We start from the raw sequence: 16,771 nt of genomic DNA, 5'->3' as shown, positions 1-16,771 counted from the left end.
AAAGCAATTTCCTGCAGGATTGCTGTATCTGCAGGGAGGTGACAAGATGAGAAGTCAAATGATATGGCTTCTGGCGGCTTTTGCGGCACTCAGTGTATCCGCCTGCGCGCCCTCGGTGTCGGAAGCTTCTGAGCAGACCGTGCCGTCAGCAGAGGCAGCGACCCTGGCGGAAGGGGACAGCTCCGCTGCGGGAACCGCGCAGCCGGAGGGTTCCGCATCAGCGGGGATCTCGGGGAACTCTGCGGTCGCAGAATCCGCGGGGGCGGCGGTACGGTATGTCCTCCGGGATGGCGTGAATCTGCGGTCTTCTGCTGAAGACGGGGAAAATGTCATCGGCACGCTGAATACGGGGGATGCGGTCAATGCGACCGGAACCATCATTGACAACCGCTGGGTGCAGGTTCTCCGCAAGGGAAAGAAAGCGTATATCGCGAAAGAGTATATCTCTGAGACAAAGCCGGAGGCTGTTGCGGCGGGCAATTCCGCTGGGGGCTCCGGGGATGCCGCTGAGGAGAGCGCAAAAACCGCCGATGGCGCGGCCAATGGAGCAGGCTCCGCTGCCGGCGGGAAAAGTGCAGAGATTCCGGACGGCACGAGGATTTCCCTCGATCCTTCCTGGACGTACGCCGGCAATTCCGCGATCCACACCGGTGAGGCTGTGCTCTGCAAAGCTTCCGCAAACCGGAGGGGAATCACGGTCTGCGTGAACGCGGGCCACGGCTGCTCCGGCGGCGAGAGCAAAAAGACGCTCTCCCATCCGGACGGAAGCCCGAAGGTCACCGGAGGCACGAACAGCGCCGGCGCGGTGAAATCCATGGCGATTTCCGGGGGAATGCAGTTTGATGACGGCACTCCGGAGGCGAAGGTGAATCTCGCGGTTGCGCGAAAGCTACGGGACAAGCTCCTCGCCGCGGGCTACGATGTGCTGATGATCAGGGACGGCGATGATGTCCAGCTCGACAATATTGCCCGGACGGTGATTGCGAATAATCGCGCGGACTGTCACATCGCCATCCATTACGATTCCACGTCCAGCGATAAGGGCGCATTCTTCATGAGCGTTCCCGACGGCTCCTACAAATCCATGGAGCCGGTGGCGTCGCACTGGAAGCAGCATGAGAAGCTCGGCGAGTCCCTGATTTCGGGACTTAAGGATGCGGGGGTGAAGATCTTCTCCGGCGGGTCGATGGATATGGATCTTACCCAGACGTCGTACTCGACCATCCCGAGTGTCGACATTGAGGTCGGGGACAAGGCCAGCAGCCATGCTGACGCCTCCCTGGAAAAAATTGCCGACGGGCTCTGCCGTGGTGTCAGCCTGTATTTCGGTGACTGACCCGGACGGAACTTAAAGACGCCCGGAAGCTCACATCGAGCGAGGCTTTGCTTCACGGGATGCGGGGGCTAAACAGCGGCGATAACCGGATCGAAAACTGCAGAAATTCAGAAAATTGCTTGACAGCCCCCGGGCGCATCATTATAATTTTATGGTGCGCGCTGAGGGCATTTTGCGCGCAAAATCTGTATGTAAGCAACCACAGACAATATCACAGGAGGTGAAAAAGATGCCTACATTTAACCAGCTGGTAAGAAAGGGAAGACAGACATCTGTGAAAAAACCGACCGCTCCGGCTCTGCACAGAGGGTACAACTCCCTGCAGAAGAAAGCGATTGAGGTTTCTTCACCGCAGAAGAGAGGCGTATGCACAGCCGTAAAGACCGCTACGCCGAAGAAGCCGAACTCGGCACTCCGCAAGATCGCGAGAGTTCGTCTGTCCAACGGAGTTGAGGTTACGTCCTATATTCCGGGCGAGGGCCACAACTTACAGGAGCACAGCGTGGTGCTGATCCGCGGCGGCCGTGTAAAGGACCTTCCGGGTACCAGATACCACATCATCCGCGGCACGCTGGATACGGCCGGTGTTGCTGACCGCAAGCAGGCCCGTTCCAAGTACGGCGCCAAGAGACCGAAGGCAAAGAAGTAATTTAAAGATCATCCATACGGGTAACATGTACCGGACTTTGATATTGACCTGTGGGTTGCAGGGATCATAGAACCGGACACGAACATTTGCGGGACCCCGCAGAGAGATCCCGGCAGATGAGTACCTGAGATCTAATGAGAAGCTTCGGTTCGGCGTCAAGCTGCTGAAGCAGTGATTAAGGAGGGAAGTAACGTGCCACGCAAGAGACGTAATGTCAAGAGAGACGTATTAGCAGACCCGATCTACCAGAACAAGGTTGTCACCAAGCTGATCAACAACATCATGCTGGATGGCAAGCGGGGAGTTGCACAGAAGATTGTTTACGGCGCATTCGGCCGCGTCGCTGACGAGACCGGCAAGGATGCCGTAGAGGTGTTCGAGGCCGCCATGAACAATATCATGCCGGTGCTCGAGGTTAAGGCCAAGAGAATCGGCGGTGCCACCTATCAGGTGCCGATCGAGGTTAAGCCGGACAGACGCCAGGCGCTTGCTCTCCGCTGGCTCACCATGTTCTCCCGCAAGAGAGGGGAGAAGACCCAGGAGGAGAGACTGGCCAGAGAGATCATCGATGCCTCCAACAACACCGGCGCGTCGGTGAAGAGAAAAGAAGACATGCACAAGATGGCCGAGGCAAACAAGGCATTTGCGCATTACAGATTCTAATCAGGAGGAATAGCTTTGGCTGACAGACAGTATCCGCTGGAAAGAACCAGAAATATCGGGATTATGGCCCACATCGATGCGGGCAAGACGACACTGACAGAGCGTATCCTTTATTACACCGGCATCAACTACAAGATCGGCGATACCCACGAGGGTACCGCTACCATGGACTGGATGGAAGAGGAGAAGGAGAGAGGTATCACCATCACCTCCGCCGCGACCACCTGCCACTGGACTCACGAGAAGTTCCACAAGAAGATTGAGGGAGCTCCGGAATATCGAATCAACATCATCGATACCCCCGGACACGTAGACTTCACCGTAGAGGTTGAGCGCTCTCTCCGTGTCCTTGACGGAGCTGTCGGCGTATTCGATGCCAAGAGCGGTGTTGAGCCTCAGTCTGAGAATGTATGGCGCCAGGCCGATACCTACCATGTACCGAGACTTGCTTTCATCAATAAGATGGATGTTGTCGGGGCGGATTATTTCCACTCTGTACAGACGATCCACGACCGTCTCGGCAAGAATACGATTATGATTGAGATCCCGATCGGCGCTGAGGACACCTACCAGGGCCTCATCGACCTGTTCGAGATGAAAGCCTACTACTATAAGGATGACAAGGGCGATCAGATTGAGATCACAGACATCCCGGATGATATGAAGGATGACGCTGAGCTTTATCGGACCGAGATGGTCGAGAAGATCTGCGAGCTGGATGACGATCTGATGATGAAGTACCTGGACGGCGAGGAGCCGACCGAGGAAGAGCTCAAGGCGGCTCTCCGCAAGGGAACCATCGAAAACCGCGCGATCCCGTGCCTTTGCGGTACCGCGTACAGAAATAAGGGCGTTCAGAAGCTTCTGGATGCGGTTATCGACTTCATGCCGGCACCGACGGATATCCCGGATGTTGAGGGAACCGACCTGGACGGCAACCCGGTGACCAGAAAGTCCTCCGATGACGAGCCGTTCTCTGCCCTGGTCTTCAAGATCATGACAGACCCGTTCGTAGGAAAGCTTGCTTACTTCCGCGTGTACTCCGGTATCTGCAAGTCCGGCTCCTACGTGCTGAACGCGACCAAGGACAAGAAGGAGCGTGTCGGCCGTCTGCTCCAGATGCACGCCAACAAGAGACACGAACTTGAGGAAGTATACTCCGGCGATATCGCGGCGGCTGTAGGCTTCAAGAACTCCACCACCGGTGACACGATCTGCGACGAGCAGCACCCGGTTATCCTGGAGTCCATGGAGTTCCCGGAGCCGGTTATCAGCATTGCGATCGAGCCGAAGACCAAGGCATCCCAGGGCAAGATGACCGATGCCCTCGCGAAGCTGGCTGAGGAAGATCCGACCTTCCGCGTGAGAACAGACGAGGAGACCGGCCAGACGATCATTTCCGGCATGGGCGAGCTCCATCTGGAGATCATTGTGGACAGACTTCTCCGCGAATTCAACGTAGAGGCAAATGTCGGCAACCCGCAGGTTGCTTACAAGGAGACCTTCACGAAGCCGGCGGAGGTCGAGGTCAAGTACGCGAAGCAGTCCGGTGGTAAGGGCCAGTACGGTCACGTTAAGATGAAGTTCGAGCCGACCGATCCGAACGCGGAGGAGACCTTCTCCTTCGAGTCTACCGTAGTCGGCGGCGCGATCCCGAAGGAATTCATCCCCGCTGTTGAGGACGGTGTCCGTGAAGCAGCAGGCGCGGGCATTCTGGGCGGATTCCCGGTACTCGGCGTTCACGCGAACCTCTACGACGGCTCTTATCACGAGGTCGATTCCTCGGAGATGGCCTTCCACATCGCGGGTTCCATGGCGTTCAAGCAGGCAATGGCAAAGGCTGCACCGGTTCTCCTTGAGCCGATCATGAAGGTCGATGTCACGATGCCGGAGGAGTACATGGGCGATGTGATCGGCGACCTGAATTCCAGAAGAGGCCGTGTCGAGGGTATGGAAGACATCGGCGGCGGCAAGATGGTAAAAGCCCTTGTTCCGCTGGCGGAGATGGCCGGCTATGCGACCGACCTTCGTTCCAGAACCCAGGGCCGCGGAAACTTCTCGATGTTCTTCGAGCGCTATGAGCAGGTTCCGAAGAATGTCCAGGAGAAGGTCCTGAACGACAAGAACAAGTAATGAAGTAAGGAAATGACTTGCTAATTAAGCGAGTCGATGCTAAAATAAAGCTTATCGGGACTGCTGCGTCCGCAGGGGCAGAAGCAGTCCCGACATAAAGCGCATAAGTAAACCTGATAAACCTTAGGAGGAATTGCAAAATGGCTAAGCAGAAGTTTGAAAGAACAAAACCGCATTGCAACATTGGTACTATCGGCCATGTCGATCACGGCAAAACCACTCTGACAGCTGCCATCACCGCTGTTCTGGCGGCTAGACTTGGTATTGATCCGGCTGTTCCGTTCGATCAGATTGATAAGGCACCGGAAGAGAAGGCAAGAGGTATAACAATCAACTCCGCACACGTGGAGTATGAGACTGCCAAAAGACACTACGCGCATGTTGACTGCCCAGGACACGCCGACTATGTAAAGAACATGATCACCGGTGCTGCCCAGATGGACGGCGCAATCCTCGTTGTTGCCGCTACCGACGGTGTTATGGCCCAGACTCGTGAGCACATCCTGCTTGCCCGCCAGGTAGGTGTTCCGGCTATCGTTGTCTTCCTGAACAAGTGCGATATGGTTGACGATGAAGAGTTGCTCGACCTGGTTGAGATGGAGGTTAGAGACCTTCTCAACGAGTACGACTTCCCGGGCGATGATGTTCCGGTTATCCGCGGTTCCGCTCTCAAGGCTCTGGAGAATCCGGGCGAGAAGAACAAGTGGACTGACGCGATCATGGAGCTCATGGATGCTGTCGACACCTACATTCCGGAGCCGGTTCGCGATACGGATAAGCCGTTCCTTATGCCGGTTGAGGATGTCTTCACCATCACTGGCCGTGGTACCGTTGCTACCGGCCGTGTAGAGCGTGGTACGCTTCACGTTTCCGATGAAGTTGAGATCGTTGGTATCAGCGAGGAGACAGAGAAGTCCGTTGTTACTGGTATCGAGATGTTCCGTAAGACCCTGGATGAGGCTCGTGCCGGTGATAACATCGGTGCCCTTCTCCGTGGTATCAACCGTGACCAGATCGAGAGAGGCCAGGTTGTCTGCAAGCCGGGTTCTGTAAAGTGCCATAAGAAGTTCACCTGCCAGGTTTACGTCCTGACCAAGGATGAAGGCGGCCGTCATACTCCGTTCTTCAACAACTATCGTCCGCAGTTCTATTTCCGTACAACCGACGTTACCGGCGTTTGCGAGCTGCCGCAGGGCGTTGAGATGTGCATGCCGGGCGACAACGTTGAGATGGAAGTTGACCTGATCCACCCGGTAGCTATGGAAGAGGGCCTTCGTTTCGCCATCCGTGAGGGCGGCAGAACCGTTGGTTCCGGCAGAGTTGTAAAGATTCTTGAGTAATTCTGCCTGATAAATGAATTGATCGCCGGTCGGCAAGTTCGTCTTGCCGGCCGGCTTTCGTCATATCCGGCAGACGGTATACCCGCGGGCTGTCTGGAATGACTCCAAACGGCGGGGATCGCCGTTGTGCTTCTCAGGATCGTGATCCTACAACTGGACAGGCAGAAATAGCGGAAAAGCCTATTGACGCGGGCATTTCCCCGTGCTATTCTTAATAAGCTATGGAAGAACCAAGGTTCTTCTTTTTTGTGTGGAGAAATGATATCTGCCTCCGGGCGGATATGGCACCCCGGATCTGTGAAGTCCGGTGTGCGGTGCGGCAAGCTGTTTACCCCAACCCTTGGCGGCTGCCGCCGCTGTCTCCCCGCTTCACCATAGTTTTGCGGCGACGGCCGCACCCACCTGTGGGGCAGGGAACTTTCACAGAAAAGAAGGACGCCAACATCGATCAAATGGAGGTGGAAGTCGTGCGCACAAAGATTACACTCGCATGCACAGAATGCAAGCAGCGCAATTACAATCTGACCAAGGATAAGAAGACTCATCCGGACAGAATGGAAGTCAAGAAGTACTGCAGATTCTGCAGAAAGCACACGCTGCACAAAGAGACGAGATAATGTCGTTTAGACATCGGTCTTGCCTCACAGCTCTGGAGGAAAAGGATGGCTGACACGGAGAAAAACCAAAAATCTGCCAAGAAGACCAGCTACTGGAAGGGGCTCAAGTCTGAATTCAACAAGATTGTCTGGCCCGACCAGGAAACTGTGGCAAAGGAAACTGGTTCTGTCGTCGCGGCATCCATCGCGCTTGGACTCATTATCGCCGGACTGGACACATTGCTTGTGTTCCTTCTGCATTATGTGATCTGAGACAGGCGGGTTGCAGCTGGAGACGGACGCGGAGAATAGTCAGGAGTGAGATTATGCCGGATGATGAAATGCAGGGAAGACCTGAACCGCAGGGCAAGCCGGAATGGTATGTTGTCCACACCTATTCGGGCTATGAGAACAAGGTCAAGATGGATCTGGAGAAGACGGTAGCGAACCGTCATCTGGAGGACAAGATCGTCGAGGTCGTTGTTCCGCTGCAGAAGGTGACCGAGCTGAAGAATGGTGCGAAGAAGGAAGGCCTGAGGAAGATGTTTCCCGGCTATGTCCTTGTCCGCATGATCAAGAACGAGGACACCTGGTATGTGGTCCGGAATACGCGCGGAGTCACCGGCTTCGTCGGACCGGGCTCCGAGCCTGTGCCGCTTTCCGATGCGGAGTACGCAAGTCTCTGCCAGAAGGAAGATGATGAGGAAGTCCTGGTTTCCGGAATCGAGGTCGGCGACGCTGTCGAGATTATCGCGGGAATTTACCAGGGCAACACAGGTGTTGTCAAGTCCATCAGCAAGGATGGCCGGACGCTGACCATTACCATGGGCATGTTCAGCCGGGAGACCCCGGTCGAGCTCAGCGTCGATGACGTCAGGGCGGTACAGTGATGTGCCGGCCGAAGATCAGAATTTAATGGAGGTCTACGAAAATGGCTAAGAAAGTTACTGGATACATCAAGTTACAGATTCCTGCCGGCAAGGCAACCCCGGCTCCCCCGGTCGGTCCGGCCCTGGGCCAGCACGGCGTCAACATCGTACAGTTCACCAAGGAGTTCAACGCAAAGACTGCGGATAAGGGTGATGTGATCATCCCGGTAATCATCACGGTTTATGCGGACAAGAGCTTCAGCTTCATCACCAAGACTCCGCCGGCAGCTGTTCTCCTGAAGAAGGCATGCAAGATCAAGTCCGGCTCCGGTGTTCCGAACAAGACCAAGGTTGCCGAGATTTCCAAGGAAGACCTTCGGAAGATCGCGGAGACCAAGATGCCTGACCTCAACGCCGCTTCCATCGAAGCTGCCATGAGCATGATCGCGGGCACAGCAAGAAGCATGGGCATCACTGTTGCCGAGTGATCGACCGAAGAGTAATTTTCCACGAGTGGGAGGGCAATCCCGACAAGACCACAGGAGGTTTTTTCAATGAAAAGAGGAAAGAGATATAAAGAGGCTGCTAAATTAGTAGACCGCTCCATTCAGTATGACGCAGCAGAGGCGATCTCCCTGGTAAAGAAGACCGCTTCCGCAAAGTTCGACGAGACCGTCGAGCTTCACATCAGAACCGGCTGCGATTCCCGTCATGCGGATCAGCAGGTTCGTGGTGCCGTTGTTCTTCCTCACGGAACCGGCAAGAGTGTCCGGATTCTTGTATTTGCCAAGGGACCGCAGGCAGATGAGGCGCAGGCCGCAGGCGCGGATTATGTCGGCGCTGAGGAGCTGATCCCGAGAATCCAGAACGAGGGATGGCTTGATTTCGACGTTGTTGTTGCAACACCGAACATGATGGGCGTTGTAGGACGTCTGGGCCGTATCCTCGGCCCGAAGGGCTTAATGCCGAACCCGAAGGCAGGAACCGTTACCATGGACGTGGCTAAGGCCATCAAGGATATTAAAGCCGGTAAAGTAGAGTACAGACTTGACAAGTCCAACATCATTCATGTTCCGGTTGGTAAGGCTTCTTTCACAGAGGAGCAGTTAGCGGACAACTTCCAGGCGCTGATGAACGCAGTTCTCAGGGCAAAGCCGAGCTCCCTCAAGGGTGCTTATATTAAGAGCGCGACTCTGACCACAACCATGGGTCCGGGCGTGAAGCTCGCCGTTGCCAAGATCGCCGGCTGACCTTAATGGCCCCGGCAGGCTGTGAACCATCAGGCAAAATAGCATAGATAGAGAAAGACACCCGCGGGGACATGTTCTCCGCGGGTGTCTTTTTGGGTGCGCCCGGCGGGCGCAGGGCTCCGAACAGGCACAGCTTTTTGCGGCCGTCCAGCAGCACAGATTGCTCATCGGGCAGGCTGTGAGGTATCGCCGTCATAGTCACGCGCCGGCTCCGCCTGCCTTGTAGTAATCGCAGATAAAGCGGATCAGCTTTTTCATGCCCTGCCGCTTGCCGCTGGCACGGTTCCACATGAAGCTCACCCGGTAATCCAGCGGCTCGCGGAACGGGATGGCGGCAACCCCCGTGACGTGGGTCAGGGAAGGGGAGGTTGTGTCCATCGTGAAGGAGATCCCGTAGTTCTGGGAGACGAGGTCGAAGATGGTGGAGATGTTGTGAAAGTACTGGTTAATCTGAAATGGCAGCCCCTGCTGGCTCATCTCCTCGGCGATCCTGAGCTCGGTGTAGGACGTCCCCTTTTCGTACATCAGGATCTTCTCCCCGACCAGGTCGCGGAGTTCCGCCGCGGGCTTGGCAGCGATGGGATGGCGGGTGGAGACCAGGACTTTCAGCGTGCCTTTCGCGAGATCTACATAATCCACGTTCGGGCTGGTGACGGAGGATCCCACCACGAACCCGCCGTCCAGTTCCCCGTCGCCGCCCAGAAGGTGATGGAGAACCTCGCCGTTGCAGATGTCCTGGACGGTGACATCGATCTCGGGATGGGCGGAGACGAAGCTGCCCAGCACGATCGGGTACATGGCCGAGCAGGAGATCGGCGGGATGGCAACGGACAGCTTCTCCTTGCCGAAACTTCCCTGGTGGATTTCCTCCTTGATGATGTCCAGGTTGCGGAAGATGAGGGCGCTCCGCCGGAGAAGCTCGTCGCCGGCAGTGGTCGGAGAGCAGGTCGCCCGGTCGATCAGGGCGACGCCGAGCTCATTTTCCAGGTTGCGGATCGCCGTCGTGACCGTAGGCTGGGTCACGTGCAGTTCGTTTGCCGCCTTGGTGAAGTTGCGGCAGCGGCTGACGGCCGCGAAATATTTGAGCTGGCGAAGTTCCATGTGTGCCTCCTTGTCCATCGATAGGGGTGTCCGTAAGCCCTGCGCCATCAGCATCGGCATGCGGACATGCAAGGCGCGGGCTTTGGATCCTGCAATCATAAAATAAATTTATAGTTTATTGAAGACGAATATTTTACATTAGAAGAAAAGAAAAATACAATACTGCTATAAGAAACTATAAAAGATTTGCTGTACAAAATCCAGTCAGAAATGATTACAGGAGGTAAGAGCAGATGAACGAAGGATTTTTCAAGATGGAAAGACCCGAGAACGAGCCCTGCAAACTGTACAAGGCCGGCAGTCCGGAGCAGATCGCTCTCATGGCTGAGGTTGAGAAACAGTCCCAGGAAGTTGTCGAGATCCCGGTCATCATCAACGGCAAGGAGATTTTTACCGATGATGTGATCGATATCGTTGAACCGCACAATCACAGCCACGTGATCGCCCATCTTCACCGCGGCGGCGAGAAAGAGCTGAAGGACGCCATCGACGGCACCCAGAAGGTTGCCAAGGAATGGGCGGATATGCCGTGGGAGAACCGCGCGGCCATTTTCCTGAGAGCAGCCGAGCTGATGTCCGTGAACGGCCCGTGCCGGAATAAGCTGCTTGCGGCGACCATGCTCGGACAGTCCAAGAACATGTGGGAAGCCGAGATCGATATCGCCGAGCTGTTCGATTTCATGCGCTTCGATTCCTGGGGGCTCCAGGAGATCTACAAGGGCCAGCCGGGACCGACCCCGGGCGCGCTGAACCGCCTCGAGTATCGTCCTCTTGAGGGCTTCGTTGCGGCTCTGACCCCGTTCAACTTCACTTCCATCGGCGGAAACCTTCCGTCCGCACCGGCGATCGCAGGCGGCGTGTCCGTATGGAAGCCGTCCACAACCTCGAGCCTTGCGAACTACTACTTCTTCAAGGTCCTGCAGGCAGCCGGACTTCCGGACGGCGTGATCAACTTCGTTCCGTCCAAGGGAACCGACTATTCCAAGTATGTCATCACCGACCCGAGAATGTCCGGATTCCACTTCACCGGCTCCACCGGCGTATTCAACAGTGTATGGCGTGAGGTCGGCAGCCACATTGAGCGCTATCACTCCTATCCGCGCCTGGTCGGCGAGACCGGCGGCAAGGACTTCATCTTCGCTGATCCGTCGGCAAATGTTGATGCCCTTCTTTCCGGCATGATGCGCGCAGCCTTCTCCTACGCAGGACAGAAGTGCTCCGCAGCGTCCAGAGCTTATGTTCCGGCATCCATCTGGCCGGAGCTCAAGGAGAAGATGCACGAGGTAATGAAGAACATCTACGCCGGCGACATCCGCGATCCGAAGTGCTTCTGCAACGCGGTGATCGACGCTGCCGCATTCAAGAAGATTTCCGGCTACATCGAAGAGGCCAAGAACTCTCCGGATGCTGAGGTCGTTGAGGGAGGCCAGTGCGACGACAGCGTCGGCTACTTCATCCAGCCGACGGTTATCCTTGCGAAGACTCCGACCTACAAGACGATGATCGAGGAGATCTTTGGTCCGGTGCTCACCGTCTATGTCTATGAGGACGAGAAGGAAGAGGAAGCCATCGAGCTCTGCGACACCAGCACCGCTTACGGCCTGACCGGCGCGCTCTACGCGGAGGACAGAAAGGCCATCAACGATATTTCCCACAAGCTCAGCCAGGCGGCAGGCAACTTCTACATCAACGAGAAGCCGACCGGTGCCGTAGTCGGCCAGCAGCCGTTCGGCGGCTCCAGAGCTTCCGGAACCAACGATAAGGCCGGAACATCCACCAACATGGCCCGCTGGGTAACCCAGAGAGCAGTGAAGGAAGTCCTGGTTCCCGAGACCAAGATTCTCATGCCGCACATGGAGTAATCCGGATTTGCCGGCTGAGAGTAAATCGATTTGCCATTTGAGATTCGCTTGACAGTTTTCGGATTTCATGGTAGAACTCTTGCTATAAGCGTTGATGGGGACAACTCCCGCAGCGGAATCCTTTCAGAGAGCCGTCGGCTGGTGCGAGACGGCAGGAGGAAATGCGGCGATCTCCCCCCTGAGCTTCCCCTCCGAACCCTCAGCAGATCCGGCTGAGTGCATAAGAGAGGACGGGAAATCCCGTTACAGATGAAACCGTTACGGAATCGGCAGCAATCGGATCAGCGGGTTTCCTGACGGAGATGAGTGGCCGCATCAACGGCAAGCAGAGTGGTACCACGGATTTCGTTTATTCGCCTCTGCAGCTTATAAGCTGCAGGGGTTTTTTTATGCAGAGCACTTAACAAGCGCGAGCCCAGCGGGCGAAGCGCGAGTTTAGTGCGAGCTATGCGAATTTGCTTAGTGAGAACAAGCGTGAGCGCAGTTCGAACTTAGCAAATTTGCTTTATGCATAAGCCCCTGCAGGAGACACGATGAAAACTGAAACAAAACACATGTTTGACAACCGCCAGCTTCTCGCCCTGCTGATTCCGCTGATCGCGGAGCAGCTGCTGAACAGCCTGATGGGAACCGCGGACAGTATGATGGTCAGCAACGTCGGGCCGGAGGCACTGTCAGCGGTCTCCCTGGTGGATTCCATCAACATCCTGGTGATCCAGGCATTTGCGGCGCTGGCGGCCGGAGGGACGATTGTCTGCTCCCACTATGTCGGGATGAAAAGGCTGGAGGACGCGAGAGCGTCGGCAAAACAGCTGCTTCTCGTGGTAATGGCGCTCTCCCTGGGGATCATGATTTTCTGCCTCTGCGCGCTCCGACCGCTCCTGCGGCTGATTTTCGGGAGCGTCGACCAGGGGGTCATGGATGCGGCAACGGTTTATTTCTTCTGGACGGCATTATCCTTTCCGGCGATCTCGCTCTACAACGCCGGATCGGCGGTCTTCCGGGCACAGGAAAATACGCGGATTCCGCTCGCCGTCGCCACCGTCTCCAACGCCCTGAACATTGCGGGCAACGCGGTGTTGATCTGGGGCCTCGGGATGGGGGTCGCCGGCGCCGCGATCGCGACGCTGGCTTCACGGGTCTTCTCCATGGTGGTAATCCTCGCGGTGCTCCGGGACAGGAGACGGAAGCTCTATGTGACCGGCTACCGCGCGATCCGCCCGGACGGATATAAGATCCGGAGGATCCTGGCGATGGGCATTCCGAACGGCATTGAAAATTCGATGTTCCAGTTCGGCAAGCTGGTGATCCAGTCCACGGTCTCCATGATGGGGACAGCGGCAATCGCCGCGCACGCGATGGCCGCGATCCTGGAGAATCTGAACGGTGTTGCCGGCGTCGCCTGCGGCATCGGGCTGATGACGATCGTCGGCGAGTGCCTGGGCGCGGGCCGGAAGGATGAGGCAGTCTACTACGTCAAGAAGATTGTCGTCTGGGGCTATGGATTTCTCGGAATTTCGGTCGCCCTCATCTGGCTGGCAGCGGGACCGATCACCCGGCTTGCCGGGATGACGCCGGAGAGCGCGGCGATCTGCCGGAACTTGGTGGACTGGATATCCGTGTTTAAGCCGATCTTCTGGGTACCCGCCTTCATCATCCCGTACGGGATGCGGGCGGCCGGGGATGTCCGTTTTTCCATGATCACCAGCACGATCATCATGTGGACGGCGAGAGTGACGGTTGCCATTTACCTGGCCAGGGCTCTGGGCTTCGGCCCGATTGCGGTCTGGATCGGGATGTTTATCGACTGGATGATCCGGTCGGTGGTGTACAGCCTGCGTTTTTACAGCAGGCGATGGCTCAGGTTTTCCGTGTTGTGAGGTATCAGAGAGTCGGGACCGCGCGGGGCGCGGCGGAAGTTCGGTAACTGTCCAGCACATGCGGGTATTCCTCCGCGTGTGGGGTTCTGAATGGTTACGAAGGTTGAAGCCATGACGGCATGGAGGAAAATCAAATGATGAATTGCAGCAAGTATAAGCGTGTACCGGTTCTTCACTATCCGGAACGCGAGTGGCCGGACAAGGAAATCCAGCATGCACCGATCTGGGTCAGCGTTGACCTCCGGGACGGCAACCAGGCGCTGGTGGAGCCCATGGTGGTTGAGGAGAAGATCGAGCTGTTCAATATGCTGGTGAAGATGGGCTTTAAGGAGATCGAGGTCGGCTTCCCGGCAGCTTCCCAGATTGAGTATGATTTCCTCCGCCAGCTGGTGGACAGGAAAATGATTCCGGACGATGTGACCGTCCAGGTACTGACCCAGTGCCGGGATCAGCTGATCAAGAGGACCTTCGAGGCGATCCAGGGGATCCCAAAGGCGATTGTCCATATTTACAACTCCACCTCCACCCTCCAGCGCGAGGTTGTCTTCCACGCGAGCAAGGAGGAGGTCAAGCAGATCGCCCTGGACGGCGTGGATATGGTGAAGAAATACATGAGCGATTATGACGGGAAGGTGATCCTGGAATATTCGCCGGAGAGTTTCACCGGGACGGAGATGGACTATGCCGTTGAGGTCTGCGATGCTGTCGTGGAGCGCTGGGGCGCGACGCCGGACAACAAGGTGATCATCAACCTTCCGGCAACGGTCGAGATGACGACGCCGAATGTCTACGCGGACCAGATCGAGTGGTGCGGAAAGCACTTCAAGAACCGGGAGAGCATCATCCTCAGCATTCATCCGCACAATGACCGCGGCACCGCGACCGCGGCGACCGAGCTGGCGATGCTTGCCGGCGCGGAGCGCGTCGAGGGGACGCTGCTCGGCAACGGCGAGCGCACGGGCAATGTGGATATCCTGAACCTTGCCTACAACATGTTCTCCCAGGGCATTGACCCCCAGCTGGAGATCAGCGATATCAAGCACATCGTCGAGGTCTGCGAGCGCGTGACGAAGATGCCGACCGACCCGAGAAAGCCGTATGCCGGCAAGCTGGTCTTCACGGCATTTTCCGGCTCCCACCAGGACGCCATCAGCAAGGGCGTGGCGGCGCTCAAGCAGCGCACGGACGGGATCTGGGAGGTTCCGTATCTTCCGATCGACCCGAGCGATATCGGCCGCAAGTACGAGCCGGTTGTCCGCATCAACAGCCAGTCCGGCAAGGGCGGCGTAGCGTTCGTCATGGATACCTATTATGGCTTCCGTCTGCCGAAGGGGATGCACAAGGAATTTGCGGACATCATCCAGAGCATCGCCGAGCGCCAGGGCGAGGTAGCACCGCCGCAGATTATGGAGGAGTTCAAGAAGAACTACATCGACCGCAAGGAGCCGATGCATTTCCGCAAGTGCCAGATTACCGACCGCGAGTATGAGGGCGGCGGTTTCGCCACTGCGGCGACCCTGACCTTCACCGACCACGGTGTTGAGCGGGTGGTTGAAGGCACCGGAAACGGACCGATCGATGCCGTGCAGCGCGCGCTGGAGAAGGCGCTGCATATCAACATCCGCGTTCTCGACTACAGCGAGCACGCGCTGACCACCGGTTCCGAGGCGCAGGCGGCCTCCTACATCCACCTGCTGAACCAGGATACCGGTGAGGCGACCTACGGCGTCGGCATCAGTTCCAACATCACGAGGGCTTCGTTCCGCGGGATCTTCAGCGCGGTGAACCGCCTTTTCTACAGGGACGAACAGTAAATCAGGACAGCAGTCGGGCTGCGGCTCCAGGGGTTTTCCGGGCCGCGGCCCGTTCCTTTTTGTGCGCTGCGCCGGCATCCGGCCTCGGCCCGCGCGGCTCCCGCGGGTTCCCGGCCGGCATGGCTGTTCCCGCCAAATCCCACGATGTCCGCCGGGGGATCGAGTGTTCTCCCCGGCAGGCGGGGCTGTTCCCCGCAGGAAAAACATGGTAGAATAGCAGGCATATGGATATCCGGGATTCGCGGGAATACCCCGTTTGCCGCCGGACTGGCGGGGCAGGCGGAAGGGCACCGGCAGATGGCGGACAGAAAAACGAGGTGTGGACGATTGGCAGGATTCAGGAGAAAGACGGCAGTTCCGGTTCTTCAGGAGAACCATTGGGCAAATACAGACGGCAGCGATCTGCTCTATCTCACTTTTCCGGGGCTCTCGAAGCTTCCCTTTGTGCGGCACCTGGTCACAACGCGGAAAGGCGGCACGAGCGAGGGCATTTTCCGTTCGATGAACCTCAGCTTTGACCGGGGGGATGACCCGGAGCATGTGCTGGAGAATTACCGCCGGGTCGCGGCAGTTTTCGGCACCACGCCGGATCACATGGTCTCCACCCAGCAGACGCACACGGTGAACCTCCGGCGGGTGACGGCGGCGGATGCCGGGAAGGGCGTTGTCCGCCCGAGAGATTACACGGACATTGACGGGGTGATGACCGATGAGCCGGGACTCATCCTGGGCGCGTTTTTTGCGGACTGTGTACCGCTGCTCTTTGCGGATCCGGTCCGGCGTGCGGTCGGAATCTCCCATTCCGGCTGGCGCGGGACTGTCCGCCGGATGGGACAGGTGACCGTCGAGCGGTTCGCGGCGGAATTCGGAAGCCGGCCGGAGGATCTCCTCTGCGCCATCGGGCCGTCGATCTGCCGGGACTGCTACGAGGTCAGCGAGGATGTCGCCGGCGCCTTCCGGAAGGAGTTTGGCGCGGACGCGGAACGCATGATGGTTCCGGGCAAAAATCCGGGAAAATATCAGCTTGATCTCCAGGAGGCCAACCGCTATATCCTTCTTCACGCAGGTGTACGCCCGGAGCATATCGAGGTCACCGATATCTGCACCTGCTGCAACCCGGAGCTGATGTTCTCCCACCGCGCAAGCCATGGAAGGCGGGGAAATCTCGGTGCGTTCATGATGATCGCGGGATGACAGCGGAATACGGGAAATTCCGGAACATTCCGGCTGGCTGCCGGGCATCCTGTGCGGCGGAGACAACCGCTATTTTAACCCTGA

The 16,771-nt window shown here is 57.2% G+C and carries 15 protein-coding genes and 1 other annotated feature; of the genes, 14 read left to right on the top strand and 1 reads right to left on the bottom strand.

From position 1 onward, the window contains the following. The first annotated feature begins 46 nt into the window (after positions 1-46). The 10 genes from ISF27_RS10930 to rplA all read left to right on the top strand — a co-directional run bounded on the left by ISF27_RS10930 (position 47) and on the right by rplA (position 8,836). Positions 47-1,336 carry an N-acetylmuramoyl-L-alanine amidase gene (locus ISF27_RS10930; protein ID WP_194611506.1) on the top strand — a complete coding sequence of 430 codons (1,290 nt, stop codon included), beginning with the start codon at positions 47-49 and terminating at the stop codon, positions 1,334-1,336. A 229-nt stretch (positions 1,337-1,565) separates the two neighbouring features. Further along, entirely contained in the window at positions 1,566-1,985 is a 420-nt protein-coding gene (gene rpsL, locus ISF27_RS10925; RefSeq protein WP_194611505.1) for a 30S ribosomal protein S12, read from the top strand. Between the two features lie 192 nt (positions 1,986-2,177). After that, entirely contained in the window at positions 2,178-2,648 is a 471-nt protein-coding gene (gene rpsG, locus ISF27_RS10920; RefSeq protein WP_194611504.1) for a 30S ribosomal protein S7, read from the top strand. A 15-nt stretch (positions 2,649-2,663) separates the two neighbouring features. Beyond that, on the top strand, positions 2,664-4,781 hold the full coding sequence (fusA, locus tag ISF27_RS10915) for an elongation factor G (protein WP_194611503.1): 2,118 nt from the start codon (positions 2,664-2,666) through the stop codon (positions 4,779-4,781). A gap of 140 nt (positions 4,782-4,921) precedes the next feature. Continuing rightward, positions 4,922-6,121: an elongation factor Tu gene (tuf, locus tag ISF27_RS10910; protein WP_194611502.1), complete on the top strand. Its 1,200-nt coding sequence runs from the start codon at positions 4,922-4,924 to the stop codon at positions 6,119-6,121. Positions 6,122-6,573: 452 nt separating this feature from the next. Continuing rightward, positions 6,574-6,738, top strand: a complete 165-nt coding sequence (gene rpmG / locus ISF27_RS10905) for a 50S ribosomal protein L33 (RefSeq protein WP_207727438.1) — start codon at positions 6,574-6,576, stop codon at positions 6,736-6,738. Between the two features lie 45 nt (positions 6,739-6,783). Then, on the top strand, positions 6,784-6,990 hold the full coding sequence (gene secE / locus ISF27_RS10900) for a preprotein translocase subunit SecE (protein ID WP_194611501.1): 207 nt from the start codon (positions 6,784-6,786) through the stop codon (positions 6,988-6,990). A gap of 53 nt (positions 6,991-7,043) precedes the next feature. Further along, positions 7,044-7,607: a transcription termination/antitermination protein NusG gene (gene nusG / locus ISF27_RS10895; protein ID WP_235986327.1), complete on the top strand. Its 564-nt coding sequence runs from the start codon at positions 7,044-7,046 to the stop codon at positions 7,605-7,607. A gap of 41 nt (positions 7,608-7,648) precedes the next feature. Continuing rightward, a complete protein-coding gene (rplK, locus tag ISF27_RS10890) occupies positions 7,649-8,074 on the top strand; it encodes a 50S ribosomal protein L11 (RefSeq protein WP_194611500.1) in 426 nt (141 codons plus the stop codon). A 66-nt stretch (positions 8,075-8,140) separates the two neighbouring features. Then, on the top strand, positions 8,141-8,836 hold the full coding sequence (gene rplA, locus ISF27_RS10885; RefSeq protein ID WP_194611499.1) for a 50S ribosomal protein L1: 696 nt from the start codon (positions 8,141-8,143) through the stop codon (positions 8,834-8,836). A gap of 198 nt (positions 8,837-9,034) precedes the next feature. Here the strand turns inward: rplA and ISF27_RS10880 are convergent, their stop codons facing one another. Then, on the bottom strand, positions 9,035-9,937 hold the full coding sequence (locus ISF27_RS10880) for a LysR family transcriptional regulator (RefSeq protein ID WP_194611498.1): 903 nt from the start codon (positions 9,935-9,937) through the stop codon (positions 9,035-9,037). A gap of 233 nt (positions 9,938-10,170) precedes the next feature. On the opposite strand from ISF27_RS10880, the gene pruA reads away from it, so the two are divergent. The 4 genes from pruA to pgeF all read left to right on the top strand — a co-directional run bounded on the left by pruA (position 10,171) and on the right by pgeF (position 16,687). Next, positions 10,171-11,799 carry an L-glutamate gamma-semialdehyde dehydrogenase gene (gene pruA / locus ISF27_RS10875; RefSeq protein ID WP_194611497.1) on the top strand — a complete coding sequence of 543 codons (1,629 nt, stop codon included), beginning with the start codon at positions 10,171-10,173 and terminating at the stop codon, positions 11,797-11,799. An 82-nt stretch (positions 11,800-11,881) separates the two neighbouring features. Further along, positions 11,882-12,163, top strand: a binding site (T-box leader). A 169-nt stretch (positions 12,164-12,332) separates the two neighbouring features. Further along, the gene (locus ISF27_RS10870; protein ID WP_194611496.1) at positions 12,333-13,679 is read left to right on the top strand and encodes an MATE family efflux transporter; all 1,347 of its coding nucleotides are present in this window, start codon (positions 12,333-12,335) and stop codon (positions 13,677-13,679) included. Positions 13,680-13,813: 134 nt separating this feature from the next. Beyond that, positions 13,814-15,493 carry a 2-isopropylmalate synthase gene (gene leuA / locus ISF27_RS10865; RefSeq protein WP_194611495.1) on the top strand — a complete coding sequence of 560 codons (1,680 nt, stop codon included), beginning with the start codon at positions 13,814-13,816 and terminating at the stop codon, positions 15,491-15,493. 327 nt (positions 15,494-15,820) lie between these two features. Next, positions 15,821-16,687 carry a peptidoglycan editing factor PgeF gene (gene pgeF / locus ISF27_RS10860; RefSeq protein WP_235986322.1) on the top strand — a complete coding sequence of 289 codons (867 nt, stop codon included), beginning with the start codon at positions 15,821-15,823 and terminating at the stop codon, positions 16,685-16,687. The last annotated feature ends 84 nt before the right edge of the window (positions 16,688-16,771 follow it).

Source organism: Clostridium vitabionis, from assembly GCF_015351765.1.
Taxonomy (GTDB): domain Bacteria; phylum Bacillota; class Clostridia; order Lachnospirales; family Lachnospiraceae; genus Clostridium_R; species Clostridium_R vitabionis.
Note: the sequence above shows the minus strand (reverse complement) of the source record. Positions and strands in the feature narration are given on the sequence as shown.